This window comes from Streptomyces sp. NPDC006384, from assembly GCF_042870695.1.
Lineage (GTDB): Bacteria > Actinomycetota > Actinomycetes > Streptomycetales > Streptomycetaceae > Streptomyces.
Window position 1 is genome coordinate 367271 of record NZ_JBIAHR010000001.1, and the last position, 26889, is coordinate 394159.

Consider the following 26889-nt stretch of genomic DNA (forward strand, 5'->3'; position numbering starts at 1 on the left):
CGCCCGTGCGCGAACACCCGTTCCCCCCGGTACATACTGGGACGCATGCCACGGGTCCTGATCATCGAAGACGACCGCGCCGTCCGGGAGGGCGTCCGCCTCGCCCTGCGCCGCCAGGGGCACGAGGTCGCCGCCGCCGCGACCGGCGAGGACGGGCTGCGGGAACTGCGGACGTTCCGGCCCGACGCCGTCGTCCTCGACCTGATGCTGCCCGGCATGTCCGGACTGGAGGTGTGCCGCCGCATCCGCGCGCACGACCAGGTGCCCATCATCATGGCCACCGCCCGCGGCGACGACACCGACGTCGTCGTCGGGCTGGAGGCCGGAGCGGACGACTACGTGGTCAAGCCCGTCCGCGCCCGCGTCCTGGACGCACGCATCCGGGCGGTGCTGCGCCGCGCGGGCGGCCCGGCGGACGGCCACGGCGCGCCGCGCACCGAACAGCACGGCGACCTGACCATCGACCGCGCCGGACTCACCGTCACCCACCAGGGACGGCCCGTCGCCCTCGCCCCCTCCGAGCTCCGCCTGCTGCTCACCCTGTCCGCCGCGCCCGGCCAGGTGTTCAGCCGCCGGCAGCTCCTGGAAGCCGTGTGGGAGCACAGCTACCACGGGGACGCGCGGCTCGTGGACGCCTGCGTCAAACGTCTCAGGTCCAAGATCGGCGAGCCCGCGGACCGGCCGCGCCACATCCACACCGTGCGCGGTTTCGGCTACCGGTTCGGACCCCGGTGAGGACGGTGAGGCTGCCGCGCGCACTGGGCGGACTGCGCGTACGGCTGGTGGTGGCCTTCGCCTTCGTCGCCGCCACGGCCACGGTGACCACGGGCGCGCTGACCTTCCGCGAGGCACGCACCGGCATCCTCCAGCAGAGCCAGGACACGGTGATCGAGGACTTCCGGGACCGGGTCGACACCCTGGTGCCCAACTACCGCTTCCCGCCCGACCGGGCGGACCTGGAGTCGTTCGCCGCCGACGTGGCGCGCGGCGGACGGTCCCAGAACTGGCGGGTGCTGGCCGCCTACCGGGGAACGAGCGCGACCTCCGGCCCCGGCGACGCCTTCGGCGAACTCACCCCGCGGATGCGCGAGTCCGTGCGCTCGCGCCGCGTCACGGTCTTCCAGCGCGTCACGAGCGACGGCCGGCCCGCCCTCGTCGTCGGCACGCCCGTCACCTTCGCCGGCCCGTACGCCACCGCCGAACCCGCCTCCGGACTGGAGGTCTACCTCACGGTCCCCCAGGACGAGGAACAGGGATACGTCGAAGCCCTGGTCAGCGCCGTCGAACGCGCCACCGTGCCCGCCCTCGTCCTGGCCGTCCTCCTCGCCCTGCTGGCCGCGCGCGGGGTGCTGCGGCCGGTCAGGGAACTGCGCCGGGCGACCCGCAGCATCGCCGAGGGCCGGCTCGACACCCGGCTCGCCGTGCGGGGCACCGACGAACTCGCCGAACTCTCCCGCACCTTCAACGAGACCGCCGAGGCACTGGAGAACTCGGTCGCGGAACTGCGGCGCATGGAGGCCGGGGCCCGGCGCTTCGCCGCGGACGTCTCGCACGAGCTGCGCACCCCGCTGGCGGCGATGACGGCGGTCACCGACGTCCTGGACGAGGACGCCGCCGGCCTGGACGACGACACCGCGACGGCCGTACGCCTCATCAGCGAGGAGACCACCAAACTGGCCGCCCTGGTGGACGACCTGATGGAGATCTCCCGGTTCGACGCCGGCGCGGCCGCCCTCCACCTGGACGACATCGACCTCGCCGAGTCCGTACGGCGCACCCTCGCCACCCGTGGCTGGACCGGCGCCGTGGAGACCGCCCTGCCGGAACCCGGCACGCTGCGCGGCCGCGTCGACCCGCGCCGCCTCGACGTCGTCGTCGCCAACCTCGTCGCGAACGCCCTCCGCCACGGCCGTCCCCCCGTGCACCTGCGCCTCCACGAGCACAACGACCCCGAAGCGGGCCGGCAGGCGGTCGTCGAGGTCCGCGACAGCGGGGACGGCATCCCCGGCAGCGTCCTGCCGCACGTCTTCGACCGCTTCTACAAATCGGACACCGCCCGGGTCCGGAGCGAGGGCAGCGGGCTCGGACTGGCCATCACCGCGGAGAACGTCCGCCTGCACGGCGGCACCGTCCGGGCGGCCAACCGCCCGGAGGGCGGCGCCGTCTTCACGGTCGTCCTCCCCCTGCGCCGGGACGGCGCGGCGGACGGAAAACGGAACCCGGCGAAGGAGAGCCGGCCATGAACGTCCGGCGCACACTGCCGGCCCTGCCGGTCCTGCTGACCGCGGCCCTCGCCCTGTCCGCCTGCGACATCCCCGCGACCGGGGTCGTCGAGGCCGGCGAACCCGCCACCGGCGTCCTCGAGGCGCCGGACACCGCCCCGGCACCCGGACGGACCCGGCCCGCGCCGGCCGTCACGGTCCCGCTGTACTTCGTCTCCGGCGGTTCCCTGGTCGCCGTCCCCCGCACACCGCCCGGCGGGGCGGAACTCGGCAGCACGGTGATGCTGCTGTTCCGGGGCCCGGACGCCGGGGAGCGGGCGAGGGGACTGACGACCGAGCTGCCGCCCGCCGGCGCCGCGCCCACCGTACGGACCGACGGGGCGACGGTCACCGTCGAGCTGCCCCCGGCCGCCGCCCCGCTGAGCGACACGGCCGTCGACCAGCTGGCCTGCACGGTCGCCGGCGCCCGGCTGCGCCAGGACCCGGAACTGGGAAGCGCGCAGGTGACCGTGGAGCAGCCCGGCGGCCGGCTGGCCGGCCGGTCCAGCGAGGACTGCCCGGACATGCCGGACGGCCGCCCCGCCGCCGTGCCCTGACCCCTCCGGCGCCACCGGTGCCGAAGCGGCCGTACCACCCCGCCGCCTGAGTGCCCGCCAGGTGGCCCACCCCGTCCGCCTCGGGGCCACCCCGGCGCAGTACCGGCTCGCCCCGCCCGAGCTGGGCGAACACACCGAGGAGGTGTTCCGCGCCGGCGAGCGGCACGACACCTGACACCGCCGCGGCGTGGCCGTACGCCTGGTACCCGGGCCCCTGGGTACCCTCCGCCGCATGGCGGTGGACGAGACGACCGGGCCGCCGCGCCGGACACCGGCGCGGCGGCACACGGACCGCACGCTCGGGCGGGCACTGGTGCGGTGGACGACGACGACCGATCACAAGGTGATCGGCAATCTCTACATGACGACGGCGTTCGGCTTCTTCCTCCTCGGCGGCGTCCTCGCCCTGCTGATGCGCGGCGAACTCGCCCGTCCCGGGCTGCAGCTGCTCTCCGCCGAGCAGTACAACCAGCTCTTCACCGTGCACGGCACCATCATGATGCTGCTGTTCGCGACGCCCCTGTTCGCCGGTTTCGCCAACGCGGTCATGCCGCTGCAGATCGGCGCCCCGGACATGGCCTTCCCCCGGCTCAACGCGCTGTCCTACTGGCTGTACCTGTTCGGCGGCCTGATGGTGGTCTCCGGCTTCCTGACCCCGTCGGGGGCGGCCTCCTTCGGCTGGTTCGCCTACGCGCCGCTGAACAGCGCGACGTTCAGCCCGGGGGCGGGCGGCGACCTGTGGACCATGGGGCTGGTGGTGAGCGGCGTGTCGACCACGCTCAGCGCGGTCAACTTCATCACCACCATCCTGTGCCTGCGCGCACCCGGCATGACCATGTTCCGGATGCCGATCTTCACCTGGAACGTGCTGTTCACGTCGATCCTGGTGCTGCCCGCCTTCCCCGTGCTCACGGCCGCTCTGTGCGCGCTGGAGGCCGACCGGAAGTTCGGCGCGCACGTCTTCGACGCCGCCAACGGCGGGGCACTGCTGTGGCAGCACCTGTTCTGGTTCTTCGGGCATCCCGAGGTGTACATCGTCGCGCTGCCGTTCTTCGGCATCGTCTCCGAGATCATCCCGGTCTTCAGCCGCAAACCGATCTTCGGCTACGTCAGCCTGATCGGCGCCACCATCGCCATCACCATGCTCTCCGCCGTGGTGTGGGCCCACCACATGTTCGCCACCGGGGCCGTGCTGCTGCCGTTCTTCTCGGTGATGTCGTTCCTCATCGCGGTGCCGACGGGAGTGAAGTTCTTCAACTGGATCGGCACCATGATCCACGGCTCGCTGTCCTTCGAGACGCCCATGCTGTGGTCGCTCGGCTTCCTGGTGACCTTCCTGCTCGGCGGCATGAGCGGCGTCCTCATCGCCTCGCCGCCGCTGGACTTCCACCTGACGGACTCGTACTTCATCGTCGCCCACCTGCACTACGTGCTGTTCGGCACGGTCGTGTTCGCGATGTTCGCCGGTTTCTACTTCTGGTGGCCCAAGTTCACCGGCAGGCTCCTCGACGAACGCCTCGGGAAGATCCACTTCTGGACGCTCTTCACCGGCTTCCAGACCACGTTCCTCGTCCAGCACTGGCTCGGCGAACAGGGCATGCCCCGCCGCTACGCCGACTACCTGGCCGCCGACGGCTTCACGGTCCTCAACACCGTCAGCTCCGTCGGCGCCTTCCTGCTGGGCCTGTCCACGCTGCCCTTCCTCTACAACGTGTGGCGCACCCGCCGGTACGGCACCCGCGTGGAGCACGACGACCCCTGGGGCTGGGGCCGCTCCCTCGAATGGGCGACCTCCTGCCCGCCGCCGCGCCACAACTTCACGTCGCTGCCCCGGGTGCGCTCCGAGTCCCCGGCGTTCGACCTGCACCACCCCGACATCACCCGACACGACCAGAGGCACGTGCAGTGAGGACCGAAGCCCGTCTGTTCACCGGTGTGGCCGCCTTCTTCGCCGCCACCGCCGTCCTGTACGGCTGGTGGTCGGCCGAGCCCGCCGGCACCGCCGCCCTGACCGTCGCCTTCCTGATGGCCTCGCTCGTCGCGTTCTTCCTGCGCGTCCAGCACCACAAACGCGGCTTCCGGGCACAGGACCGCGACGACGCCGAGGTCGCCGACGCCGCCGGCCCGCTGGACTTCTTCCCGCCGCACAGCCCCTGGCCGATCACGACCGCGCTGGGCGCCCTGGTGATCGCGCTCGGCGTCGTGTGGGGCCTGTGGCTCGCCCTGATCGGCTTCGGCGTCCTCGCCCTCGGAGTCGGCGGCCTGGTCCTCCAGTACGCGGACCGGGGCGTTCAGCGCTCCAGTCCGCCCGAGGACGGCTCCGGCTCCGCCTCCTCGCCGGCGTCGACCCGGTCGCCGTAGTACCACTGGCTCAGCGTCGCCCGCAGCCGCCCGACGCGCGGCGCCTCCTCACCGGGCGCCGTCCGCGCGAGCGGCTCGGGCTCCTTCCCCGACCGCAGCACGTACCGCTTGCCGGGGCTCAGCGGCTCATGGCTCTCGGTGTAGCCTCCCGCGAGGGTCTGCCGCAGCTCGCCCGTCTCCTCGCCCTCGGCCAGACGCGCGCGCTCCGACTCCCGCAGCGCCAGGCAGACCCGCTTGGTCACCATGAACGCCACCGGCGGCAGCACCACCAGACAGACCCGGAACACCCACGTCAGCAGGTTCAGCGAGACGTCGAAGGTGTGGGCGAGGACGTCGTTGCCGCCCGCGAGGAGCAGCACCGCGTAGAAGACGATCGCGGCGACGCCGAGACCGGTCCGTACCGGCCTGTCCCGGGGCCGGTCGCACAGATGGTGTTCCCCGTGGTCGCCCGTCACCCACCGCTCGAAGAACGGGTAGGCGTACAGCACGGCGAAGAGCAGGAGCGGCAGCAGCACCGCCGGCACCAGCACGTTCCACATCAGGGTGTGCCCGGCGACCGTCGTCTCGAAGGGCGGCATCAGGCGCAGCGAGCCCTCCAGGAAGCCGACGTACCAGTCCGGCTGCGAGCCCGTCGAGACGACGTCGGGCCGATAGGGGCCGTACACCCACACCGGGTTGATCTGCGCCACCGCGGCGAGCACCGACAGGAGCCCGGACACCATGAGGAACAGCCCCGCCGAGCCCGCCGCGAACTGCGGGAACATCGGCTTGCCGACGACGTTGCGCCCGGTGCGGCCAGGCCCCGCCCACTGGGTGTGCTTCAGATGGAAGACCAGGATCAGATGGGCCGTGACGAGCGCCAGCAGCAGCCCCGGCAGCAGCAGGACGTGCACCGAGTACAGCCGGGGGACGATGTCGTGGCCGGGATACTCGCCGCCGAACACGAACATGCCGATGTACGTGCCCACCACCGGCAGGGACAGCATGACGCCCTGCGCGATGCGCAGCCCCGTACCGGACAGCAGGTCGTCGGGGAGCGAGTAGCCGGCGAAGCCCTCGGCGAGCGCCAGTGCGAACAGGGTGACACCGATCAGCCAGTTGACCTCGCGGGGGCGGCGGAACGCGCCCGTGAAGAAGACCCGCAGCAGATGCACCCCGATGGCCGACAGGAACACCAGGGCCGCCCAGTGGTGCATCTGCCGGATCAGCAGCCCGCCGCGCAGTTCGAAACCGATGTCCAGCGTCGAGCGGTACGCCTCCGACATGCGCACCCCGGACAGCGGCCGGTAGGAGCCGTCGTAGACGACCTGCGTCATCGACGGGTGGAAGAACAGGGTCAGCCACACGCCGGTCAGCAGCAGCACGGCGAAGCTGTAGAGGGCGATCTCGCCGAGCAGGAACGACCAGTGCTCCGGGAAGGCCTTGCGCAGCAGCCCTCCGCCCTCGTACACGGGCAGCCGCGCGTCGGCCCGGTCGACGGCGCGTCCGGCCGCGTCACGGGCCCGCGCGGCGGCGCGGGCCCTTCTCCTCTTCAACAGCACGCGCCATGGGTTCCCCGGCGCCGCTGCCGGAAACTACCTCCGCGTCACCGGGGATCACGCATGGTCACCGAACGGTCCGCCGGATGCGGCGGCCGACGGGGTCAGCGTCCGCCGCCCGGACCGCCACCGCCGAACGAACCGCTGGTGCCCTCGCCCCAGCGCGGCCGCTCCTGGCCGGGAGCGGTACGGCTGCCCTGGTGCCGCAGTTCGTGCGGCAGCGTCCGGTCGTCGCCCCGCGGCATCTCCTCGGGCTCCCGGTTCTCGCGGACCTCACGGACCGGCCCGCCGTCCGGCATGCGCGGCTGCTCCTCCGGGAGCGGCGGCGGCGACTCCTTGCGCCTGAGGCGGCTCCCCCAGGCGAACGCGCCGATCAGCACCACCACGACGGCGAAGGCCGCCACCACCAGCCAGACGGTGCCGGCGGTGCCGGAGCTCGCGGCCATGTTCATCCATGCGCTAGTCATGGAGCGCGGGTACCCCCGGCGCGCGTGACCAACCTGTTCAGCCCGAGCGGGCCGCTCGCGTCCGCGAACGGTTGGCCTTCCGGATCGCGGAGAGCAGCTCCGCCTTGGTCATCCGTGACCGCCCGGCCACGCCGAGGTGCTTGGCGACGCCGTAGAGGTGTTCCTTGGACGCCTGCTCGTCGACGCCCTCGCCGCTGCGTCCGCCCTGCTGCCGCGGCCGCGCCGACCGCGGGTCGGAAGGACCCTTGCGGCCGCCCTCCTTGCGCTCCCAGTGGTCGCCGACCTTCTCGTAGGTGTGCTTGAGCGCCCCGTACGCCACCCGGTGGGCGCGTTCGCCCTCGCCGTACTCCTCGACGGCCGAGTCGTGGGCCCTGATCCAGGTGTGCTGCGCCTCCTCGGGGGAACGCTCCAGGGTCGACGGCAGTTCCTGACGTCCCGGCATGTCGTGCACCTCCGCGTGTCGTCGCGTCCTCGCTCCGCGAGACGTACCGGGTGCCCGTCGGCACGCCGGAGAAAACGGCCGCACCCCTTGGGAACACGGGCCTGTGCGGGGTTTGGCGCCGGCCGTGGCGGCAACCCGCGCGGTGTGACATCGACGAAGACCTCACAGCAGGAACTGTTCCGCTTCCTCGAGGACCGCTTCGCGTGTGCACAGGCGTGCAGCGAGTGCGCGCGGGCGTGCGCGCTGCGGGCGAGCCTCGTGGATCCGGACGGGACGGAACACCAGGAACTCGTACGGCGCAAGGGCATCATGTGCGCGGAGGTGTGCGACGCCACCTGCCGGGTGCTGTCCGAGCAGAACCAGGTGGACGAGAACGCGATCCGCGTCCAGGTGGAGTGGTGCCGGCAGGTGTGCCTGGAGACCGCGCACGTCTTCGACGGGCAGCAGGGCGCCGAGGGCGACGCCGAGACGTGCCGCGCCTGCGCCCGGGCCTGCGACGAGTTCCTCACCACGCTGCGCTGAGGAATTCCTCCCCGGACCGTCCCGGTCCCGGCACGCGTTCCGGCGGGGCGGCGACTGCAGCATCCGGCGTACCCGCCGCTGCGCCCGCGCGGCCACGGGAAGTACGGCGAGGCGGCCCCGTACCCCGCCGCCGTGCCCCGCGGACCGCGTGCTCCGGCGGCCCGCCCTCCGCGATCCGCGCACGTCCGCGCCCCGCACCCTCGCCCAAACACCCTTCGACCGACGGGTCCGGACGCCGGGCACGCACCGTACAGATCCGGGCCATAAGCCGCCATACTGGACCGGCCAGGGGAGGGCGGTGCGGACAGACTCACGGGGGTGGGCGTGGTGACGGGGGACAGTGCGCTGATCCAGGGCCGGTACCGGTTGCTCGACCGGATAGGGCGCGGGGGCATGGGGGAGGTCTGGCGGGCCCGGGACGAGTCGCTGGGCCGGCACGTCGCGGTGAAGTGCCTCAAGCCGCTGGGGACACAGCACGACCGGTCCTTCACCTGCGTGCTGCGGGAGCGGTTCCGGCGCGAGGCCCGGGTGGCCGCCGCGCTCCAGCACCGCGGGGTGACCGTCGTGCACGACTTCGGCGAGAGCGACGGGGTGCTCTTCCTCGTGATGGAGCTGCTCGAAGGGCGTGACCTCAGCCGGCTCCTGGAGGACAACAGACACCACCCGCTGCCGGTCCCCGACGTCCAGGACATCGCCGAACAGGTCGCCTCCGCCCTCGCCTACACCCACGAACAGGGCATCGTGCACCGCGACCTGAAGCCGGCGAACATCGTGCGGCTGACCGACGGCACCGTGAAGATCTGCGACTTCGGCATCGCCCGGCTCGGCCACGACGTCGGCTTCACCAGCCGCCTGACCGGCACCGGCATCGCCCTGGGCACCCCCCACTACATGTCCCCCGAACAGATCGGCGGCGACGAGGTGGACCGGCGCAGCGACCTGTACTCGCTGGGCTGTGTGCTCTACGAGATCGCCACCGGCGTCCCGCCCTTCGACCTGGACGACGCCTGGGCCGTCCTCGCCGGCCACCGCGACACCGCACCCGAGCCGCCGAGCCGGCACCGCCCCGGCCTGCCCGCCCACCTGGAGCGGATCATCCTGGACCTGCTGGCCAAGGATCCCGCGCGGCGCCCCGCCGACGCCCGCGTCCTGGGCCGCCGGCTCGCCGCGGGCCGCGCGGCGCCGGTGCACGTGCCGGTCCTGGCGGTGTCCCCGGCGGCCGCGCGGGCGCCCGAACCGGTCGGCGGCGGGAGAACGGCCCCGCCGTCCTGGAGCCGGGACACGGACACCGGCCCCGGGGCGGCCGGCACCGGGCCGCGCCCCTCGCCGCCCGGCCCCGCCGCCGGGCCGTCCGCCGACGACGGGGCGACGGCACCGCACACCGGGGGACAGGCCGCCCCGGCGGCGCCGTCGGACACGGAGAGGGAGGCGGAGACGGAGGCGCTGACCGCGCCGGCCGGACGGCACGAGGCGGCGCTGCGTCTCGGCCGCCTCGGCCACTGGACCGAGGCCGCGGAACTGCACCGCGCGGTGGCCGGCGAACGCGAACACCTCCTCGGCCCCGACCACCCCGACACCCTCGCCGCCCACTACGAACTCGCCTTCGCCCTCAGCCGCACCGGCCACGCCGCGGACGCCCTGCGCGTGTACAAGAAAGTGGCCGAGGCCCGGATCCGGGCGCTGGGCGCCGACCACCCCGACACCCTCGCCACCCGGCAGGAGATGGCGTACGTCCTGGGCAGGCTGGGCCGGTACGCCGACGCGCACCGGGTCTACACGGCCGTCCTCGCCGCCCGGGAACGCACCATGGGCGCCGGTCATCCCGACACCCTGCGCTGCCGTCACAACCTGGCCTTCACCCTGGGCCGGCTCGGCCGCGCCGCGGACGCCCACCGCATGGCCCGCGAGGTCGCCGAGGACCGTGCACGCGTCCTCGGCCCCGACCACCCCGACACCCTGGTCACCCGCTACGAGGTGGCCTACGAGCTGGGCCGCCTCGGCCGCTGGCAGGAGGCGCTCGGGGCGTACCGGGACGTGGCCGAGGCCCGCGCCCGTGTCCTCGGCCCCGACCACCCCGACACCTTCGCCGCCCGCTACGAGACCGGCATCTGCCTGGGCCGCCTCGGCCGCAGCGCCGAGGCGCTGGCCCTGTACGGCGAGCTGGTCGCGGACCGCTCCCGCGTCCAGGGCCCCGAGCACCCCGAGACCCTGCGGGCCCGGCACGGCATGGGCGTCAACCTGGGCCGCCTCGGCCGCTGGGAGGAGGCGCTCGCCGTCTCCCGCGAGGTGTGCGCGGTCCGCGAGCGGGTCCTCGGCGCCGACCACCCCGACACCCTGGTCAGCCGCCGCGAGGTCGCCGTGTGCCTGGGCTGGCTGGGCCGCTGGTCGGCCGCTCTGGCCGAGTACCGCGTGGTCACCGCCGCCCGCGAGCGGGTCCTCGGCCCCGACCATCCCGACACCCTCGCCGGCCGAGCCGACGAGGCGCACTGCCTGGAGCGTCTCGGCCGCGGCCCGGAGGCGGTGGAGCTGCACCGCAGCGTGTCCGTGCTCCGGCGGGCCGTCGCCCCCTGACCGCCCGGGAACGACGGCGCATGCGCGCGGACGGACGGGGTACCGCGACATGACGGACATTCCGTACGCGCGACGACAAGGAGCCTGCCATGGCGGACCTCAGCCCCATCGACCTGCAGAAGGCCCTCAGCGGAGTGGACTACCCGGCGGACAAGAAGGCGCTCGTCGACCGCGCCCGCGAGAACAAGGCCGACGACAAGGTCGTGAGCCGCCTCGACGGTCTGAAGGAGAACACCTTCGACGGACCGAACGAGGTGCAGAAGGCCGTGTTCAACGGCTAGCGGCCCCGTCCGGGGCCCGGCCGCACCCGCTCTAGTCGGCCGACGGCGTCCAGCCCACCGCCTCGATCCGCGCCGCGTCCGCCGGGCGCGCCTCGTCGAACAGGACGCCGCCGGCCGTTTCGGCCCGCAGTCCGTCGACGTAGGCCCCGCGGCCCACGTACAGCCGGTCGGTGGTGTACCGCCAGCGCAGGACGAGCCCGCGCGCGGCCGGCAGGTCCGCCGTCAGCCGGTGCCACACGCGGCCCGACCAGCCGCTGACCGAGCCCGCCGGATGCGCCTGCGCCCGTGCCCCGCGGCGCGAGGTCGTGAACGGGACGGGCCGCCAGGTGGCGCCGCCGTCCGCGGTGGCCTCCAGGACCAGCGGGTCCGATCCGGGCTCGGTGTCCCACCACAGCGCACAGCGCAGCCGCGCGCCCCCGGCGGACGTGTCCAGCGCCGGCAGCGTCAGCGTGGCCGACGCGGAACCCGCGGTCCCCGAGAACCAGGCGGTACGCCCGTGCGCCGGGCGGACGGGCACCGCCCGCGCCAGATTCGTGGCGGCCGCCACCCGGGGAGCCGACCCCGACCGCCAGCCGCGCACCGGATGCACGGAGTTGCCCAGCATCACCAGGAACGAGTCGGTCGTCGGGTCGAGCACCAGGGAGGTGCCGGTGAAACCGGTGTGCCCCGCGGTGCGCGGGGTGGCCATGGCGCCCATGTACCAGTGCTGGTAGAGCTCGAAGCCGAGGCCGTGCTCGTCGCCGGGGAAGGCGGTGTTGAAGTCGGTGAACATCAGCTCCACCGACTCCGGCCGCAGGATCCGCGCCCGCCCGTAGGAACCGCCGTTGAGGAGCGTACGGCCCAGCACCGCGAGGTCCCACGCGCAGGAGAACACCCCCGCGTGACCGGCGACGCCGCCCAGGCTGAAGGCGTTCTCGTCGTGCACCTCGCCCCACACCAGCCCCCGGTCCAGGCCGGACCAGGGCCGGCGGGCGTCCTCCGTGGCCGCGATCTTCGGCCGCCAGGAGGCGGGCGGGTTGTAGCGGGTGCGGCGCAGGCCCAGCGGGGCGGTGATCTCCTCGCGCAGCAGCACGTCCAGCGCCCGGCCCGTGACCTTCTCCAGCACCAGCTGGAGCGAGATCATGTTCAGGTCCGAGTAGAGATAGGCGCTGCCGGGCGGGCTGACCGGCGCCTCGTCGAAGACCAGCCGGACCTTCTCCTCGTACGTCGGCACGCTGTACAGCGGGATCCACGCCCGGAACCCGGAGGTGTGCGTCAGCAGCTGCCGGACCGTCACCCCCTGCTTGCCCGCCCGCCCGAAGTCCGGCAGGTAGGAGGCGACCGGCGCCTCCAGCTCCAGCGCGCCCCGCTCGATCTGCTGCACGGCGAGCAGCGAGGTGAACAGCTTGGAGATCGACGCGAGGTCGAACACCGTGTCCTCGGCCATCGGGATCTGCTCCCCGGCCGGGAACTCGACACCGGTGTCGGTCTTCTCGTCGTACGCCCGGTAGCGCACCGCCATGCCGATCGGCTCGTGCAGCACCACCGTGCCCCCGCGCCCGGCGAGCAGCACGGCGCCCGCGTACCACGGGTGCTTCGGGGACGGGCCGAGGAACGCCTCGGCGTCGGCGACCAGTTGCCGCAGATGCCCGGGCAGCAGTCCGGCGCGTTCGGCCGAGCCGCGTCTCAGGGTCGGGCGGGCGGCCCTGTCCGCGGCGGCCTCGGCGGGACCGGCCGCGAACGGCGCGATCGCCAGCGCGCCGCCCAGCGCGAGCACTCCCGCGCCCAGTCGCCGCCGGGTGAATCCGTTCATCCCCTGACCGGCCATGGAAGACCCTCCCGCCACCGACGCTGAAAATATCTTTCCCGGACCGCCGTGCGGAGTGAAACTTTCCTGTCAGCGGCAGGCCGTGTCAATGGGGCGTGCGGGACCCGCGACGGGCCGTGGACACGGGAGCGACGTCCCGCGGCCCGCCCGGAGTGCCACCGGACGGGCCGCGGGACGGTGCCGCTCAGCGCTGGCTCACCCGGACGATCCGCAGCGCGGGCGACGCCAGGACGTCCCGCTCGCAGAAGCGGGACGTCACCCACCTCTCCCCGGAGAACAGCCGGGTCTGGTCCGCGTGGTGCGGCGAGGCGGGGTCGGAGGACTGGGAGTAGGTCAGCAGCGTACGGGCCACCGGGCACGGTCCGCCGTCCCAGCCGACGGCCTGGATGTAGCTGGAGCCGGTGGTCACCTCGGTGTAGCCGCCGTGCGCCGGGTCCCAGACGGGCTCGATCTTGTTCCAGACGCCCAGCGACTCGGTGCCGCCGCCGACCGGGATACGGGCGCTGCCGCGGACGACGAACTGGTGCTTCCCGAGCGGCGCGTCGAGCGGGATGCCCGCGGCCCGCAGCTCGCCGACCGCGTCCGCGAGGGCGGTGGCGAAACCCTTCGCCCCGGTGTTCAGCGTGTGCGGGGTGCGGACCGGGTCCGCCGGTGAGAACGGCACCTTCCACAGCTCTCCCGCCGGCACCGTCCTGGTGAGCGCCCGCCAGAACCGGTCGAAGAGCAGCGCTCCCCGGCTGCCGGTGTCCATGGTGCGGTCCCAGCCGGCGAGCACGTCGCAGGCCTCCCGCACGTCCACGGCCCGGCCGTCGCTGCCCGTCGCGGAGGAACCGGGCAGGGCGGCACAGGCCCTCGCGGCGTCGGCCGCGGCCAGGCCGCCGGCGGGCGCCCGGTCGGCGAACTGCTGCCGCTGCAGGTCCGCCACGGTCAGACCGCCCCGGTCCGCCATCGCCGCCACGTCCTCGATCGCACCCCGCGTGCGCATCGACCGCTGGGTGCCGACCGTGCCGAAGACCCGCTCGTAACCGGTCAGCGGCCGGTCCGCGTTGGCCAGCCAGGCGCTGTCGTTGGAGTTCTCCGCGTACGGCGCGTCCTTCAGCGTGGGCATGCTCGACGGACCGAAGATCCCCGGCTGGACCGCGTCCCGGTCCCGGCCCGGCGCGCAGTCGCCGCGCGAGCCGTCCAGCACCGCCAGCCCGGAGGACGGGTACGTCACCCTGCCGAGCGGCGTGGAGCAGCGCGCGGCCAGGTCGTCGGTGATGCGGGGGAGCACCTGGGACTGGGTGAACAGGGTGCGGCCGCGCGAGTCGGCGGCGATCGTGTTCACCCACGGCAGCCCCTGCGTGCGCCGCAGGGAGTCCAGGACGTCGTCCGTGCCGCGGGCCCGGCCGAACCCGAGAGCGGTGTCGGAGCCGCGCAGGTTGGCGGCGTTCGGGTCGTTCAGCGCGTACGCGGTCGTCGCCGTCCACGGCAGGGGCAGCGAGGCGCCGAGCGAGGTCACCACCGGCCCGTACCGGGTCCACCACTGCGTCCGCGTCACCGGCGCGCCGTTCTTCACGGCGACGGTGACGGACCGTTGCGTCATCCGCTCGCGCCTGCCGTCCACCAGGTAGGCCGTCGGGTCGGCCGGGTCCAGCGTCAGCTGGTGCAGATTGAGGGTGACGCCCGTGGCGACGGTGTGGCTCCAGGCGACGTGCGCGTTGTGCCCGATGGACACGGTCGACGAGCCGAGCAGCGAGGCACCGGCGACGTTCAGCCGTCCGGGGATCGTCTGCTGGGACTGCCAGAAGCGGCGCCCGCCCTGCCACGGGTAGTGCGGATTGCCGAGCAGCAGCCCGCGGCCGTTCGCCGTGGTGGTGCCGCCGAAGGCGACCGCGTTGGAGCCCATGTCGGCGTCGCCGGCGGCGAAGAGCTCCCGGGCGGCGCGGGCGGCCGCCTCGGCGTCGGGGCCCTGCGCGGTGCCGGTCCCGGCCGGTGCGGACGGCGGCCGGGCGGCCGTGATGCCGTCCACCGCCCTGCCCTGTCCGCCGAGCACGGCGAGGGCGAAGCCGCGTGCGGCCACGTCCAGCGTGGTCACCGGCCGCACCCAGGCGGCGTCCCGGCACGCCGGGTCGGTGATCCGGTTCTGTGCCAGCCAGGCGTTGTAGCCCGCGGCGAAGCCCCGCATCAGTTCCTTCGCGTCCCGGCTGGGGCCGCGCGGCGCCGGCTGGGCGAGCAGCCTCTCCACCGTGCCCGCCCGGCGCACCCCGGAGAAGTACAGGTCGCTGGAGAGGTTCGTGGCGGCGGAGGAGAGGGAGTGGTCGGGCGCCGCGTCCGGGCCGAAGAAGCGGGAGCGTTCGCCGCGCACGGTCACGAAGCCGTCGGCCAGGGTGCAGACCTGGTCGGCGGCCTGCGCCCAGCCGGTGCCGAAGCCGAGGTTCGCGTAGTCCTTCGCGACGATGTGCGGAATGCCGTACTCGGTGTACCGGACGACGGCGGACAGGCCGCCGTGGGACGGGTGTCCGGGCCCGTCGCCCGGGCGTCCGCCCGCGGCGGCCGCGGGCAGGGCGGTCGCCGCGGTGAGCAGGGCGAGGGCCGTGACGACGAGTCGTCCCGGGCGGATGCGCATGGTGCCTCCCGGCGTCTTCGGGGAAGGAGCGGCAGAGCGTACCAGCCGGTATGTGCTCGTGTCAGTGGCATGACAGGAGGAGCCGGGATGTCGCCCGCACACGTCTTGACCGGCCCCTCGACCGGCCCCGCGCCCCGGCCGAGGACCGGCCTTGTCAACCCGCCGACTTCGCCACCCGCGACCTCGACGGCCTGCGCAAGGCCTACTACGGCGCGTCGGTCATGCCCGTGCCCGTCCTGTTCGTCGAGGCGCGCGTGGTCGACGAGGACGGCAAGGACGTCCCCGACGGCATCCCCGGCGAAGTCGCCTACCGCTCCCCGCAGTTGTGCGAGGGCTGCTGGGACAGGCCGGAGGGGACCGAGGCCGCCTTCCGCCGAGGCCGTCACGGCGGTCGTCGTCCGCCGCGGCGAGGTCACCGAGGACGGACTGATCGCCCACGCCCGCGAGAGGCTGCCCGCCTTCAAGGCCCCCGAGCGCGTCCTGTTCGTGGACGCCCTGCCCCGCAACGCCGGCGGAAAGATCCTCAAGCGCGAACTGCGCGACCGCTTCACCGGCACCTGACGCGGCTGAGCGGCCGGGGCGGCCCCGGGGACCGGCGGGCATGCCCGGAGGGCGGCGCCGGGCTCCCGGAAGGGGGTCGCCGCGTGGCCTGTCGGCGGCCTGGCCCGGTCGCTAGGCTGGCCCGCGGACGACGCAACCGGGAGGAGCACGGACGTGGCCGAGAGCACCACCCACCAGCGCCCGCTCACGGGCTGGCACAAGCCGGAGCTGGATCTCAGCAACGCGCAGTGGCAGTCCAGCAGCCGGGGACTGGGGGATGTCCAGATCGCCTTCGTCGAGGGATTCATCGCCATGCGCAACAGTGGCAGCCCGGAGAGTCCCTCCCTCATCTTCACCCCCGCGGAGTGGGGCGCGTTCGTGTCGGGGGCACGGGAAGGGGAGTTCGACCTCACCTGACCCGCCGGAGGCCGGACCCGCCGAGGCGGTCCCGTCCGGCCGAACCGGGGGTGTTCCGCCCGTTTCTCCGGACACACGGCCATGAGCGCCCCCTCGGGCACGACGCCTGAGCGAGGCTGACGCCCCAGGGGGAGGTCGTACTTCCAAAGGTGAGGAACCCATGAGCACCCTGCCGGTCATCGCCGCGGTCGACGGTTCGCAGGACGGCCTGCGCGCCCTGGACTGGGCCGCCGACGCGGCCCGCGCACGCGGGGCGCCGCTGCGGGTGGCGCACGTGCGGCAGTACGCCGTCTGGGCCCAGGCCGACGTGCTGGTCGCGGGGCCGGCGGACACCGGCGAGGACCCGGCGATCGAGGAGGCCCGCGCCCGCCTGCGGGAACGCGCCGACGCGCCGGAGACGGAGTACCTCACCGTCGAGGGCGTACCGGGCGCCGTGCTGCCGGAGCTGGGCGCCGACGCCCAGCTGCTGGTGCTCGGTTCCCGGGGACGCGGCGGCTTCACGAGCCTGCTGCTCGGCTCCAACGGGCTGGCCGCCGCCCGCGACGCCGAGTGCCCCGTCGTCGTCGTGCCCCGCCCCGGCCGCGAGGTGCACGGGGAGCCGCCGGCCGGACCCGGCCCGCGGGTGGTCGTCGGCCTGCACGTGGACAGCCCCGACGACGGCGTGCTGTCCTTCGCCTTCACCGAGGCCGCGCGGCGCGGCGCCCGCCTCCAGGTGATCGCCGCCCACCCGTGGCCGGTGCGGACCTGGGCCGCCGCCGGCCAGACGGTGCCCCAGGTGATCGACGAGGTTTCCGTGGAGAGCGAGACGCGGGCCCTGGCCGACGGCTTCCTCGCCCCCTGGCGGAGCCGCCACCCCGAGGTCCGCGCCGACACGCACGTCATGGACGGCGACGCCGCGGGACACCTCGTCGCCGCCTCGCGGGACGCCGAACTGGTCGTCGTCGGCCGCCACCGCCGGCGCCTGCTGGCACCCGCCCGCATGCTGGGCTCGGTCACCCACGCCGTCCTCCTGCACGCGGCGTCCCCGGTCGCGGTGGTGCCGCCCGCCCCACCGGAGACGTGAGCACGTCCGGCCCGCCGGACACCGGGACGCGCCGGGGCCGGTACCGCGCGAACGGGCCGCCCGCCCGCACGCCGTTCGAGGGCCCAGGCCACGTACCATGGCGGCATGTCGTTCCTCCGCCGCCGCAGTGCCACGCCCGCCGGGCCCGACTTCGACGTACTGGCCATGGACCCGGGCGACTGGCCCGGGAATCTCGGCGCCGGTCTGCTGCCCGCACCCGACGGCAGCTGCCAGGGCGTCTTCCTGCGCTACGACCTGTTCGGCGGCCGCGGCCCCGCGATGATCATCGGTAATCTCCCCGAGGGCTCCCCGGCCCGCGAGGTCCCCGAGGGCGAGGTCCCCTTCGAGGTGGGACAGCTGCTGCTCGCCCTGGAGAACGACGAGGAGATCACCGTCGTCGGCACCGAGGACGTCCCCGTGATGCAGGGTGACAACCTGCTGATCGTGCGCCGTCTCAAGCTCTCCGAGAGCCGGATCTCCTGCGTGCAGTTCGACCGCAGCGACGGCGTCCTGGTGACCATCGCCGCCTGGGACCGCCCCATCACCGACGACCTGTACGCCCTGCTGAAGCCGCTCCCGGCGGAACTCTTCCAGCAGGGCTGACCCGGCGGACGCCTCCCGGACACACGAAATCCGCGGTGCGGCCCTCGAGGGCACACCGCGGAGTCCACGTCCTCGTCAGCGCGTGCCGACCGCCGCGCGCACGGCCCGCCGGGCCATCTGGCAGTCGTCGTGCAGCCGTCGCAGCAGCAGCCGCTGCTCCTCGCCGGACGGCACGGCACCCGGGGGGACCGCCGCCGGGACCGACGGCGCCTCGTGCATCGACCGCTGCACGGCCGTCTCGTAGGTACGGATCTCCCGGGTCAGCACGAGCATCAGGTTCACCAGGAACGCGTCGCGCGCCGCGGGCCCCTGAGCCTGGGCGATCTGACTGATCTGCCGGCGTGCCTCCGGGGCGTCACCGAGCACCGACCAGAGCGTCGCCAGGTCGTAGCCCGGCAGATACCAGCCCGCGTGCTCCCAGTCCACCAGCACCGGACCGGCCGGTGACATCAGCATGTTGGACAGCAGCGCGTCGCCGTGGCAGAACTGGCCCATGCCCTGACGCCCGGCCGCGAGGGCGATGCCGTGCAGCAGCTTCTGCAGGTCGTCCAGGTCCCGGTCGGTGAGCAGCCCGAGCTCGTGGTAGCGGGAGATCCGGGCCGCGTAGTCCAGCGGGGCGTCGAAGGTGCCGGCCGGCGGGCGCCAGGCGTTGAGCCGGCAGACCGCGCCGAGCACCGCCCTGATGTCCGCCCGCGGCGGCGCCTCCACCGGGTGCCGCTGCAGCGCCGCGGGCCGTCCCGCCATCCGCTCGATCACCAGGGTGCCGTTGTCCGGGTCCGCAGCGATCAGCCTCGGCACCCGCACCGGCGGGCGGTGCCGGACGAACGAGCGGTATGCCCCTATCTCGTGCCGGACCCGCTCCGACCAGGCGGGGGAGTGGTCCAGTAAACACTTGGCGACCGCCGTGGCGCGTCCGGTCGTGCCGACCAGGAGGACGGAACGCCCGCTGCGGCGCAGCACCTGCACGGGAGCGAACTCCGGGCAGATCCGGTGCACGGCGGCGATCGCCGTGCGCAGCTGGGTGCCCTGGGCGCCGGACAGGTCGATCCTGCCGCTGAGCGGTTGTGTGCCGGCTCCCGCGCCGCGCCGCACCCTGCCCGTCCCGGGCACCGGGACCGCCGGACGCGCGGGGGCGAGGTAGGGGCCGCCGCCCGCCGCCGGGCGGGGGTGGAGCGATCGCTGGGGGGCGGACACGGAGGACGATGCTGCGTACATGGGCGAACAGATCCCTTCGTGTGCCTGTTGTGCCTGACTGGGGGGCGTCGCCCGCCGGAACGGGCGCGCCCTCCGAAAGCCGTCGCACCACCCGCCCCGGCCGCCGGGGCACCCTGGGGAGTACCCCGCGGCGACCGGGTCGGGATGGCGCTTTCCTACCTGACACCCGGCCGCCCGTGGCACACCATCTGGCGCACCCTGGCGAACGGTGGCGAATAGTCGCCCGGCAACCCGCACGGAGCTACTGTCAACTCAGCCGAGAACCTGGGGGCTTGACGTGAGCAGAGAACCCAACACCCGTCTCGCGGACCTGTTCGGCCTCGCCGGCTGGTCCAAGGGCGAACTCGCGAGGCTGGTCAACCGGCAGGCGGCGGCCATGGGCCACCCCCAGCTGGCGACCGACACCTCGCGGGTGCGGCGGTGGATCGACATGGGAGAGATCCCGCGCGATCCGGTGCCGCGGGTGCTGGCGGCCCTGTTCACCGAGCGTCTCGGCCGTGTCGTGACCATCGAGGACCTCGGTCTGGTCAGGCACGGGCGTGCGGGGAAACGGCAGCGCGGCGGGAGTGAGGAACATCCCGACGGAGTGCCGTGGGCGCCCGAGCGGACCGCGGCGGTCCTCACCGAATTCACGGGAATGGACCTCATGCTCAACCGACGCGGCTTGGTGGGCGCGGGCGCCGCGCTCGCCGCGGGCTCCGCACTCAGCAGCGCCATGCACGACTGGCTGCACACCGACCCTGTTCTGGCTGCCGACGCATCCCACGCCACCGACTCCCTGCACGCCGACCCCGCCGGGTTCGACCGTTACGAGGCCGCACCCGTCGGGTCCCAGGAGATCGAGGAACTGGAGCGCTCGGTGGAGGTGTTCCGCGCCTGGGACGCCGCCCGTGGCGGCGGGCTCCAGCGCAAGGCCGTGGTGGGCCAGCTCAACGAGGTGGGCGGCATGCTCGCCTACCGTCACCCGCCCCACCTCCAGCGGCGCCTGTGGGGCGTCGCGGCCAACCTCGCCGTCCTCGCGGGCTGGATGTCGCACGACGTGGGCCTGGAACCCACGGCGCAGAAGTACTTCGTCATCGCCGCGCACGCCGCGCGCGAGGGCGGCGACCGGCCCCGGGCCGGCGAGGCGCTCTCCCGGGCGGCCCGGCAGATGGTGCACCTGGGCCGGCCCGACGAGGCACTGGATCTGATGAAGCTCGCCCAGTCCGGCTCCGGCGAGCAGGTGATGCCGCGCACCAAGGCCATGCTGTACACCATCGAGGCCTGGGCGCAGGCGTCCATGGGCAAGGGCCAGGCGATGCGCCGCACCCTGGGACGCGCCGAGGACCTCTTCGTCTCCGACAAGGCCGACGTCCCGCCGCCGGACTGGATGCAGACCTTCAAGGAGGAGGATCTGTACGGCATGCAGGCCCTGGCCTACCGGACGCTCGCCGAGTTCGAGCCGGGTGCCGCCGCGCACGCGCAGTACTACGCGGAGAAGGCCCTGGCCCTCAGGGTCGACGGCCGGCAGCGGTCGAAGATCTTCGACTATCTGTCGATGGCCTCGGCCTGTTTCCTCGCCGACGACCCGGAGCAGGCCGACCGTTACGCGCGTCTCGCCCTGGTGTCGATGGGTTCCAACTCCTCCCGGCGGACCTGGGACCGGCTGCGGCAGATGTACCGGCTCACCGCCGAGTACGCCGGGTACCCGAAGATCCAGGAGCTGCGGGAGGAGATCGAACTCGCGCTGCCCAAGGGCAAGCCGGCCAAGGGCGGGGGGAAGGGCGGCGCCACCGCACCGGCGTAGCGACGCCCTACTGCGTCGTCACCCGGGCCACCAGTACGCAGGTGTCCTCCCGGTGCGGCGGTTCGCCCATCTCCTCCATCACGATGCGCAGGCACTCCTGTACCGGGCGTTCCCCGGTCAGCCGGGGGGCCAGGGCGAGGAGGCGGTGCACGGCCGCCGGCCCGAGTCCGCCGGTGTGCAGGAGCACGAGGTCACCGCTCTCGAGGGTCTCCTCGGTCGTCCGTCCGTCCAGCGCGTGCCCCGTGCCGTCGCGGAACAGCAGCGGGACGGGGCGCCCGGTGCGCGTCCACTCCAGGGTGCGGGTGCCGGGGCGGTAGCCGCAGCACAGGGTGCCGGCGAGGGGCGGCAGGGCGGTGTCCCGCAGTGAGCGGGCCAGCAGTGCGGGCAGCAGGCCGGGAGGCGTGCCCGCCGCCGCCAGTCCGCGCAGGGCACCGGTCAGCAGCTCCGTGCTCCCCGTCCCTTCGGGTGCGGGGCCGTCGAGGTCGCCGGCGGCGAGCAGCGTCCCGTCGTCGCCGAGGGCGCACACGTCGTACCAGCCGGTCCCCTCGGGGGCGCCGGCCGGCGGCAGGTGCGCGGCGGCGAGGTCCAGGCCGGACCGGCCCCGCTCCGGGAACCGCAGGAGGGCGTGCCGGGGCGGCACGCCCTCCCGCGGTTCCGTGGAGGCCCGTTGCCCGGTGTCCGCGCCCGGTGGGGGGCGGTGGAGCGAGTCACGGGTCTCGCTCACCGCCCTCCGGCAGCGGCGCAGTTCGCTGACGTCCCGCAGCACCGCCCACATCGAGGCGGTGCTGCCGTCGGCGTCGAGCACGGGCTCGCCCATCATGTGCACCGTCCGTACGCCCCCGTCGGGGCGCACGACGCGGAACTCCCCGTCGATGGGCCGGCCGTCGACGAGACAGCCGGTGACCATCGCGGTCAGCTTCGGCCGGTCCCCGGCGAGTACCAGGGACGGCAGTTCGTCGAGGCTGAGGGGGGCGGTGGCAGGGTCGAGACCGAGGATCCGGAAGAGTTCCCCGGACCATTCGGCCTCGTCGGTCAGCAGATTCCACTCGGCGCTGCCGACCCGGCTGAGCAGCGATCCGGCCCGCGGGGCGGGCTCCGGGCCGTCCCGCAGCTGGGCCAGGTGCTCGTCGAGATCGCTGAGCTGGTGCAGCGCCAGGTCGTACAGCGCGCGCTGCCAGCGCCCCCGCGGGTCCGCCGCGTCGTGCCCGCTGTCCCGCCGGACGGCGTCCACGTCACCCCTGAGCCGCCGGGCCTGCGTTATCAGCGACTCGACCGAACCGCGTGCGGGCGGCGGGGCGGCGGGGTGGTCCGCGGAGAGGGGGGACGACATGACGCACTCCGATGTGCAGACGGTACGGCCGATACGAACCAGGGGGTGGCGGAAGGACCGTTACGACTGTGGCACAGCCCGCGACGCCCCGTAAGGGATTCGGCGACACACGATACGGTGGTGCTTCCGGCATATGCCACAGTCTTCCCCGAGCGACTCCGGCACCCGAACGGCGTAAGCGGGTGAACGGTCAAGTCGTAGGAGAGCTACGCGACTTGAGGGCTCCCGGCACCCCTGCCCGTCGTCGCCCGGGCGTTCGTCGCACCCCTGTTCTAGGACGGGTCGTAGAGGGCCGGGCGGGGGGCCTGCACGACGGCGGTCCGCGCACCCGTCTCCAGGGCCCGGACGCCGGCCTCCGCGACCACGGAGGCGGCGTACCCGTCCCAGGCGCTCGCGCCGGTGACCCGCCCCCGCCGGGTGGCGTCGACCCATGCCTGCACCTCGCGGTCGTAGGCCTCCGCGAAGCGCACGAGGTAGTCCTGCGGCACCTCCTCCCGGGCGGCGCCCGCCGCCGTGACCGTCATGGAGCGCGCCTCGCCGATCCGGGCACTGCCCGCCTCGCAGACGGCCTCGCAGCGGACCTCGTAGCCGAAACCGCAGTTGACGAAGACCTCCACGTCGACCAGCGCGCCCCGGTCGGTCTCGAAGAGCACGAACTGCGGGTCGAGCAGCCCCTCGGGCGCCCCGGACGACGGCCGCGGCCGCAGCACCGTCACCGCGGCCGGTTCCTGGCCCAGCAGCCAGCGGGCCGCGTCGATCTCGTGCGAGACGGAGCTGTCGATGAGCATCGCGGAGGTGAAGTGCGGCGGGGAGGAGACGTTGCGGTGCACGCAGTGCAGCATCAGGGGACGTCCCAGCCGGCCGCTGTCCAGCAGCGACTTCAGCCGCCGGTACTCGGGGTCGTACCGCCGCATGAACCCGATCTGCGCCAGCCGCCTGCCCAGCCGCGCCTCCGCCTCCACCACACGCAGCGCGCCCGCCGAACCGGGCACCATCGGCTTCTCGCAGAGCACCGGCAGCCCCCGCGCGAAGGCGGCGAGCAACGCCTCCTCGTGCGCCTCGCCGGGCGAGGCGATCAGAACGGCCTCGACGCCCGGCGCGTCGAGCGCGGCCTCGGCGTCCGTGTGCACCACGACCCCGTCGATCCCGTCCGCCGCCTCCTTCGCCCGCTCGGCGTCGGGGTCGGCGACGGCCGCGACCCTGGCGCCGCTCACCACCCGGTCCAGACGCCGTACGTGATCGGCGCCCATGTGTCCCGCGCCCAGCACCGCCACACCCAGAAGTCCGCTCACGCTCCGACCGCTCCTTCCTGCCGGTCACGCACCCGGGGCGGGTGCGTGTACGGCGGACAGGGTGTCACGGGAGCGGGAGCCGGGCGGGCACGCCCCGGCGGCTCAGTCGTCCTCGTCCTCCGCGCCGCAGGAACTGCCGTCGGGCGGCAGGGAGCCGTACAGCAGGAAGTCGTCGGCCTTGCGGTGCACGCACTCGGAGGAGGCGTAACCGGTGTGCCCCTCGCCCTTGTTGTCGAGCACCACGGCCGAGGGGCCGAGCCGCCGGGCCGTCTCCTCGGTCCAGCGGTACGGCGTAGCCGGGTCGCCGCGGGTGCCGATCAGCAGCATCTTCGCCGTGTCGACGTCCTTCACGTCCTCGCGGATGTAGTCGGTGCCCCTGGGGCGGCCGTAGCACATCAGCACCTGGGTGAGCCGGTACCGCCCGAAGACCGGCGAGGCCTCCTCGTACCGCTCGCGCAGCCGTCCCAGGGACCGGGTGACCTGCTCGGCGGTGGGACGGTCGGGGTCGTCCGCGCAGTTGACGGCCATCAGGGCGGCCGGCAGGTTGTCCATCGGGATCTCCTCCTCGCCGGCGAGGCCGCCACCGCCGTCCTCCTCGCGCACCGGGAAGGTCACGCCGCCGGACGAGAAGCTCTCCAGACCCCGGGTGTCCCCGTCCTCCACCAGCTGCGCGAGCGCGCGCTCCAGCGAGGGCCACAGCTCCCTGCTGTAGAGCGCCTGACCGATGGCGCCCACCATGTCCTGCCCGTCGAACGCCTCCCCGAAGGCGGTGGGCACCGGGTCCGCGTCGAGCGAGGCGACGAGCCGCACCACCTCGCGCCGGGCCTCCCGGACGTCCTGCCCGAACGGGCAGGCGATGTCCTCGACGCACCAGTCGAGGAAGTTCTCCAGCGCCGTCTGCTGCCCCCGCGCGCCGGCCAGCCCCTGCTCGGCCAGCGATTCCGTGAGCGTGTCCACGCCGTCCAGCACCACCCGGCCCACCTTGTCGGGGAACCGGGCGGCGTAGACCGCGCCGAGCCGGGTCCCGTAGGAGAAACCGAGGTAGTTGAGCCGGTCGTCGCCGAGCGCCGCGCGCATCACGTCCATGTCCCGGGCCACGTCGACCGTGCCCATGCGGTGCAGCACGGGACCGGAGTGCTTCGCGCACTCGGCGGCCGCGTCGCGCAGACGCCGCAGCACCGCCCGCGGCTCCTCGATCTCCTTGTCCCCGTCCGTCGCCTCCATGATCTTCGTCGTGGCGGGTCCGCAGGAGACCGGTGAGGACCGGCCGACGCCGCGGGGGTCGAAGGACACCACGTCGTAGCCGTTGGTCAGGTGCATGAAGGGCTTGCCGCCGACGGAGAGTTCGCTGACGCCCGAACCGCCCGGCCCGCCGAAGTTCAGCAGCAGCGAGCCCCGCGAGTCGCCGGTCGCCCGGTACCGGGCGAGGGCCAGATCGAGCGTGCCGCCCTCGGGCCGGGCATAGTCGAGGGGGACGGTGACCTTGCCGCACTGCAGGTCCTTCGGCATCTCCATGCCTCTGCACGCCGACCATGTGATCTTCTGGTCGTAGAAGCGGCTCAGATCGGGCTCGGTGTCCTGTGCGGCCCCGGCGGGCAGTCCCGCCCCCAGCAGTGCCAGCCCCAGCGCACCGGTGACCGCGCACCCCCGGGCCGACGGCCGAATCGACAGCTTGGCCAGCATCGATGCCTCCCGGACGCCCCGTCGCGGACCCGTGGTCGGCGCCCTCGAACACCATAAGCGGGGCATCGGCGGCCCGCCTCCGGGCGCTCTTCCCCGGCCCGCGGGCGCCCTGGATGTCCCGGCCGCCGGCCGGCTTCCCGGTGCACACCGGCGGCGACAGCGTGAACGCGGTCGGCACCGGCGGCCCGGCCTTCGGCGACGAGCCGGCGAACACCTCCGGCGACCGCCCCGGGGAACCGCGGGGCCCGGAGGAGCCGAAGCCCCCCGTACCCGGCGGGGAACTCACCCGGCCGAAGCCGGCACCGTGCGCAGCCGCCCTGGACCGGGGAGCCCCTCGCCGCACGGGCGCGGACACGGCCCCGCCCCGCCCGTCCTGCCGGCGACGGCGTCAGGCCGCGCGTCCTTCGTGGAACCGCCGGTGCAGGGCGCGGATCTCCTCCGTCAGTTCCGGCACCGGCCCGTCCACCGCCACACCGGGCGCGACCTCGTGGACCGGCAGCGTCCGCACCGGCGGGGCAGGCACCCCCCACCCGGCGAGCCAGGAACCGAGCTGTTCCGAAGAGGCGACGTAGACGATGCGCCCGAGCCCCACCCAGGCGTGCGCCGCCGCGCACATCGGGCAGTGCTCGCCCGACGTGTAGACCGTCGCCCCGGCCCGCTCCCGCGGGCTCAGGTTGCCGGCGGACCAGCGCGCGAGCGCGAACTCCGGGTGCCGGGTGAGGTCGCCGGAGGCCACCCGGTTGCGGTCCTCGGCCAGCACCGTGCCGTCCGCGCCCACCAGGACCGACCCGAACGGCTCGTCCCCGGCCTCCAGCGCCTCGGCCGCCAGCTCCACACAGCGGCGCAGGTACCGCAGCTCGGCGTCCTTCACGACCATGGCGTACTGCCCTCCTCACGACGGGATCATCGCCCCGCACCCTACGTCCCCCCACGGCCGGGCCTCACCGTCCCGGCGCGTCCACCGCACCGGCACCGGACCCGGTCCGGCCGGCGCACCGGTGCGGGCGAACGAGAGCGGCGCGCCGGAACCCGCCGGCGCGCCGCTCGGAGCGGTCCGGCCGCCCTCCGGAACGGGTGGCGGCCCCCCTGTGGCTACGGCCTGGGGACGCTCTTCGCCGCCGTACCGGCGCAGACCATGCCCAGGACCAGGGCCAGGGCGCCGATGACGATGTTGTTCCAGATGACGCCGGCGTCCGGGCTCGTGCCGACGATCCACGGTGAGATGATCATCCACACGCCCAGCGCGCACATGGCCCAGCTGAGGCCGTACATGCGCTCGGGGGCTCGCGTGAAGCCCAGGGCGAGCAGGCCGATCGCGATTCCGATGATCAGGTTGTGCGCGACGAGCGAGGGCTGGCTCGTGGTGAAGTGGAGTATCCACGGGGACACGGCACAGTACAGGCCGAGCAGGAACACCGGCCCGTCCACGAGTGCCACGTCACGGCCACCGAGCATGCGGGCGTAGCGCGCCTGCATCTCCGGGGCGTCGGGGTGGCTGCTGAGGTCACCTCTGGTGTGCGAGACGTTGGCCATGAGTCGTCTCCT

At 74.0% G+C, this 26889-nt stretch carries 23 protein-coding genes and 1 pseudogene; 13 read left to right on the plus strand and 11 right to left on the minus strand.

Features of this window, described 5'->3' with window-relative positions; all coding sequences use genetic code 11:
• Window positions 1–45: 45 nt before the first annotated feature.
• The 5 genes from ACFYOJ_RS01625 to ACFYOJ_RS01645 all read left to right on the plus strand — a co-directional run bounded on the left by ACFYOJ_RS01625 (window position 46) and on the right by ACFYOJ_RS01645 (window position 5179).
• Window positions 46–735 (plus strand): response regulator transcription factor, encoded by a 690-nt coding sequence (locus ACFYOJ_RS01625; RefSeq protein ID WP_356552433.1) that lies wholly within the window; start codon window positions 46–48, stop codon window positions 733–735.
• An 11-nt stretch (window positions 736–746) separates the two neighbouring features.
• Entirely contained in the window at window positions 747–2243 is a 1497-nt protein-coding gene (locus ACFYOJ_RS01630) for a HAMP domain-containing sensor histidine kinase (RefSeq protein ID WP_356552582.1), read from the plus strand.
• On the plus strand, window positions 2240–2818 hold the full coding sequence (locus ACFYOJ_RS01635) for a hypothetical protein (protein WP_356552434.1): 579 nt from the start codon (window positions 2240–2242) through the stop codon (window positions 2816–2818). The genes ACFYOJ_RS01630 and ACFYOJ_RS01635 overlap by 4 nt, the downstream gene beginning before the upstream one ends.
• A gap of 187 nt (window positions 2819–3005) precedes the next feature.
• Window positions 3006–4727: a cytochrome c oxidase subunit I gene (gene ctaD, locus ACFYOJ_RS01640; protein ID WP_388596054.1), complete on the plus strand. Its 1722-nt coding sequence runs from the start codon at window positions 3006–3008 to the stop codon at window positions 4725–4727.
• Window positions 4724–5179 (plus strand): cytochrome c oxidase subunit 4, encoded by a 456-nt coding sequence (locus ACFYOJ_RS01645; protein WP_356552437.1) that lies wholly within the window; start codon window positions 4724–4726, stop codon window positions 5177–5179. Before ctaD ends, ACFYOJ_RS01645 begins: the two co-directional genes overlap by 4 nt.
• On the opposite strand, the gene ACFYOJ_RS01650 is transcribed toward ACFYOJ_RS01645, so the two are convergent.
• From ACFYOJ_RS01650 to ACFYOJ_RS01660, 3 genes are all read right to left on the minus strand, one after another.
• The gene (locus ACFYOJ_RS01650) at window positions 5110–6720 is read right to left on the minus strand and encodes a ubiquinol-cytochrome c reductase cytochrome b subunit (RefSeq protein ID WP_356552438.1); all 1611 of its coding nucleotides are present in this window, start codon (window positions 6718–6720) and stop codon (window positions 5110–5112) included. The genes ACFYOJ_RS01645 and ACFYOJ_RS01650 overlap by 70 nt on opposite strands.
• Before the next feature lie 101 nt (window positions 6721–6821).
• Window positions 6822–7184, minus strand: a complete 363-nt coding sequence (locus tag ACFYOJ_RS01655) for a DUF6479 family protein (RefSeq protein WP_356552440.1) — start codon at window positions 7182–7184, stop codon at window positions 6822–6824.
• Window positions 7185–7221: 37 nt separating this feature from the next.
• Entirely contained in the window at window positions 7222–7626 is a 405-nt protein-coding gene (locus ACFYOJ_RS01660; protein WP_356552441.1) for a ChaB family protein, read from the minus strand.
• A gap of 144 nt (window positions 7627–7770) precedes the next feature.
• Between ACFYOJ_RS01660 and ACFYOJ_RS01665 the strand changes: the two genes are divergently transcribed.
• The 3 genes from ACFYOJ_RS01665 (at window position 7771) to ACFYOJ_RS01675 (ending at window position 11000) form a co-directional block, all read left to right on the plus strand.
• The gene (locus ACFYOJ_RS01665) at window positions 7771–8148 is read left to right on the plus strand and encodes a ferredoxin (RefSeq protein WP_356552443.1); all 378 of its coding nucleotides are present in this window, start codon (window positions 7771–7773) and stop codon (window positions 8146–8148) included.
• A 393-nt stretch (window positions 8149–8541) separates the two neighbouring features.
• Window positions 8542–10719 (plus strand): tetratricopeptide repeat protein, encoded by a 2178-nt coding sequence (locus ACFYOJ_RS01670; protein WP_388596081.1) that lies wholly within the window; start codon window positions 8542–8544, stop codon window positions 10717–10719.
• Window positions 10720–10808: 89 nt separating this feature from the next.
• Complete coding sequence (locus ACFYOJ_RS01675) at window positions 10809–11000, plus strand: DUF2795 domain-containing protein (protein WP_356552447.1); 192 nt, start codon at window positions 10809–10811, stop codon at window positions 10998–11000.
• 31 nt (window positions 11001–11031) lie between these two features.
• On the opposite strand, the gene ACFYOJ_RS01680 is transcribed toward ACFYOJ_RS01675, so the two are convergent.
• Both ACFYOJ_RS01680 and ACFYOJ_RS01685 read right to left on the minus strand, forming a co-directional pair.
• Window positions 11032–12807: a serine hydrolase gene (locus ACFYOJ_RS01680; RefSeq protein WP_356552448.1), complete on the minus strand. Its 1776-nt coding sequence runs from the start codon at window positions 12805–12807 to the stop codon at window positions 11032–11034.
• Between the two features lie 184 nt (window positions 12808–12991).
• Complete coding sequence (locus ACFYOJ_RS01685) at window positions 12992–15415, minus strand: penicillin acylase family protein (RefSeq protein ID WP_356552450.1); 2424 nt, start codon at window positions 15413–15415, stop codon at window positions 12992–12994.
• Between the two features lie 164 nt (window positions 15416–15579).
• Here ACFYOJ_RS01685 and ACFYOJ_RS01690 point away from each other — a divergent pair.
• The 4 genes and pseudogenes from ACFYOJ_RS01690 to ACFYOJ_RS01705 form a co-directional block, all read left to right on the plus strand.
• A pseudogene (locus ACFYOJ_RS01690) lies at window positions 15580–15976 on the plus strand (acyl-CoA synthetase); the annotation flags it as partial.
• A 153-nt stretch (window positions 15977–16129) separates the two neighbouring features.
• Window positions 16130–16372 (plus strand): DUF397 domain-containing protein, encoded by a 243-nt coding sequence (locus ACFYOJ_RS01695; protein ID WP_356552451.1) that lies wholly within the window; start codon window positions 16130–16132, stop codon window positions 16370–16372.
• A 160-nt stretch (window positions 16373–16532) separates the two neighbouring features.
• Entirely contained in the window at window positions 16533–17435 is a 903-nt protein-coding gene (locus ACFYOJ_RS01700; RefSeq protein WP_356552452.1) for a universal stress protein, read from the plus strand.
• Between the two features lie 105 nt (window positions 17436–17540).
• On the plus strand, window positions 17541–18038 hold the full coding sequence (locus tag ACFYOJ_RS01705) for a hypothetical protein (protein WP_356552453.1): 498 nt from the start codon (window positions 17541–17543) through the stop codon (window positions 18036–18038).
• Between the two features lie 75 nt (window positions 18039–18113).
• Here ACFYOJ_RS01705 and ACFYOJ_RS01710 read toward each other — a convergent pair whose 3' ends face one another.
• Entirely contained in the window at window positions 18114–19253 is a 1140-nt protein-coding gene (locus tag ACFYOJ_RS01710; RefSeq protein WP_356552454.1) for an aminoglycoside phosphotransferase family protein, read from the minus strand.
• A 277-nt stretch (window positions 19254–19530) separates the two neighbouring features.
• On the opposite strand from ACFYOJ_RS01710, the gene ACFYOJ_RS01715 reads away from it, so the two are divergent.
• Complete coding sequence (locus tag ACFYOJ_RS01715; RefSeq protein WP_356552456.1) at window positions 19531–21039, plus strand: hypothetical protein; 1509 nt, start codon at window positions 19531–19533, stop codon at window positions 21037–21039.
• Between the two features lie 7 nt (window positions 21040–21046).
• Here ACFYOJ_RS01715 and ACFYOJ_RS01720 read toward each other — a convergent pair whose 3' ends face one another.
• The 5 genes from ACFYOJ_RS01720 to ACFYOJ_RS01740 form a co-directional block, all read right to left on the minus strand.
• Window positions 21047–22369 carry a SpoIIE family protein phosphatase gene (locus tag ACFYOJ_RS01720; protein WP_356552458.1) on the minus strand — a complete coding sequence of 441 codons (1323 nt, stop codon included), beginning with the start codon at window positions 22367–22369 and terminating at the stop codon, window positions 21047–21049.
• 272 nt (window positions 22370–22641) lie between these two features.
• Window positions 22642–23661 (minus strand): Gfo/Idh/MocA family oxidoreductase, encoded by a 1020-nt coding sequence (locus tag ACFYOJ_RS01725; protein WP_356552460.1) that lies wholly within the window; start codon window positions 23659–23661, stop codon window positions 22642–22644.
• Window positions 23662–23763: 102 nt separating this feature from the next.
• The gene (locus ACFYOJ_RS01730) at window positions 23764–25344 is read right to left on the minus strand and encodes an alpha/beta hydrolase (protein WP_356552462.1); all 1581 of its coding nucleotides are present in this window, start codon (window positions 25342–25344) and stop codon (window positions 23764–23766) included.
• 388 nt (window positions 25345–25732) lie between these two features.
• Window positions 25733–26221 (minus strand): nucleoside deaminase, encoded by a 489-nt coding sequence (locus ACFYOJ_RS01735; protein ID WP_356552463.1) that lies wholly within the window; start codon window positions 26219–26221, stop codon window positions 25733–25735.
• 215 nt (window positions 26222–26436) lie between these two features.
• On the minus strand, window positions 26437–26877 hold the full coding sequence (locus ACFYOJ_RS01740) for an SPW repeat protein (protein ID WP_356552465.1): 441 nt from the start codon (window positions 26875–26877) through the stop codon (window positions 26437–26439).
• Between the last annotated feature and the right edge of the window lie 12 nt (window positions 26878–26889).

Bases quoted from the DNA above. Each gene is read 5' to 3' on its own strand.
- ACFYOJ_RS01705 (WP_356552453.1), top strand. From the start codon at position 17,541: ATGTCGTTCCTCCGCCGCCGCAGTGCCACGCCCGCCGGGCCCGACTTC.
- ACFYOJ_RS01655 (WP_356552440.1), bottom strand. From the start codon at position 7,184: ATGACTAGCGCATGGATGAACATGGCCGCGAGCTCCGGCACCGCCGGC.
- ACFYOJ_RS01720 (WP_356552458.1), bottom strand. From the start codon at position 22,369: ATGTCGTCCCCCCTCTCCGCGGACCACCCCGCCGCCCCGCCGCCCGCA.
- ACFYOJ_RS01660 (WP_356552441.1), bottom strand. From the start codon at position 7,626: ATGCCGGGACGTCAGGAACTGCCGTCGACCCTGGAGCGTTCCCCCGAG.
- ACFYOJ_RS01685 (WP_356552450.1), bottom strand. From the start codon at position 15,415: ATGCGCATCCGCCCGGGACGACTCGTCGTCACGGCCCTCGCCCTGCTC.
- ACFYOJ_RS01740 (WP_356552465.1), bottom strand. From the start codon at position 26,877: ATGGCCAACGTCTCGCACACCAGAGGTGACCTCAGCAGCCACCCCGAC.
- ACFYOJ_RS01730 (WP_356552462.1), bottom strand. From the start codon at position 25,344: ATGCTGGCCAAGCTGTCGATTCGGCCGTCGGCCCGGGGGTGCGCGGTC.
- ACFYOJ_RS01625 (WP_356552433.1), top strand. From the start codon at position 46: ATGCCACGGGTCCTGATCATCGAAGACGACCGCGCCGTCCGGGAGGGC.
- ACFYOJ_RS01735 (WP_356552463.1), bottom strand. From the start codon at position 26,221: ATGGTCGTGAAGGACGCCGAGCTGCGGTACCTGCGCCGCTGTGTGGAG.
- ACFYOJ_RS01710 (WP_356552454.1), bottom strand. From the start codon at position 19,253: ATGTACGCAGCATCGTCCTCCGTGTCCGCCCCCCAGCGATCGCTCCAC.
- ACFYOJ_RS01680 (WP_356552448.1), bottom strand. From the start codon at position 12,807: ATGGCCGGTCAGGGGATGAACGGATTCACCCGGCGGCGACTGGGCGCG.
- ACFYOJ_RS01635 (WP_356552434.1), top strand. From the start codon at position 2,240: ATGAACGTCCGGCGCACACTGCCGGCCCTGCCGGTCCTGCTGACCGCG.
- ACFYOJ_RS01700 (WP_356552452.1), top strand. From the start codon at position 16,533: ATGAGCACCCTGCCGGTCATCGCCGCGGTCGACGGTTCGCAGGACGGC.
- ACFYOJ_RS01670 (WP_388596081.1), top strand. From the start codon at position 8,542: ATGGGGGAGGTCTGGCGGGCCCGGGACGAGTCGCTGGGCCGGCACGTC.
- ACFYOJ_RS01675 (WP_356552447.1), top strand. From the start codon at position 10,809: ATGGCGGACCTCAGCCCCATCGACCTGCAGAAGGCCCTCAGCGGAGTG.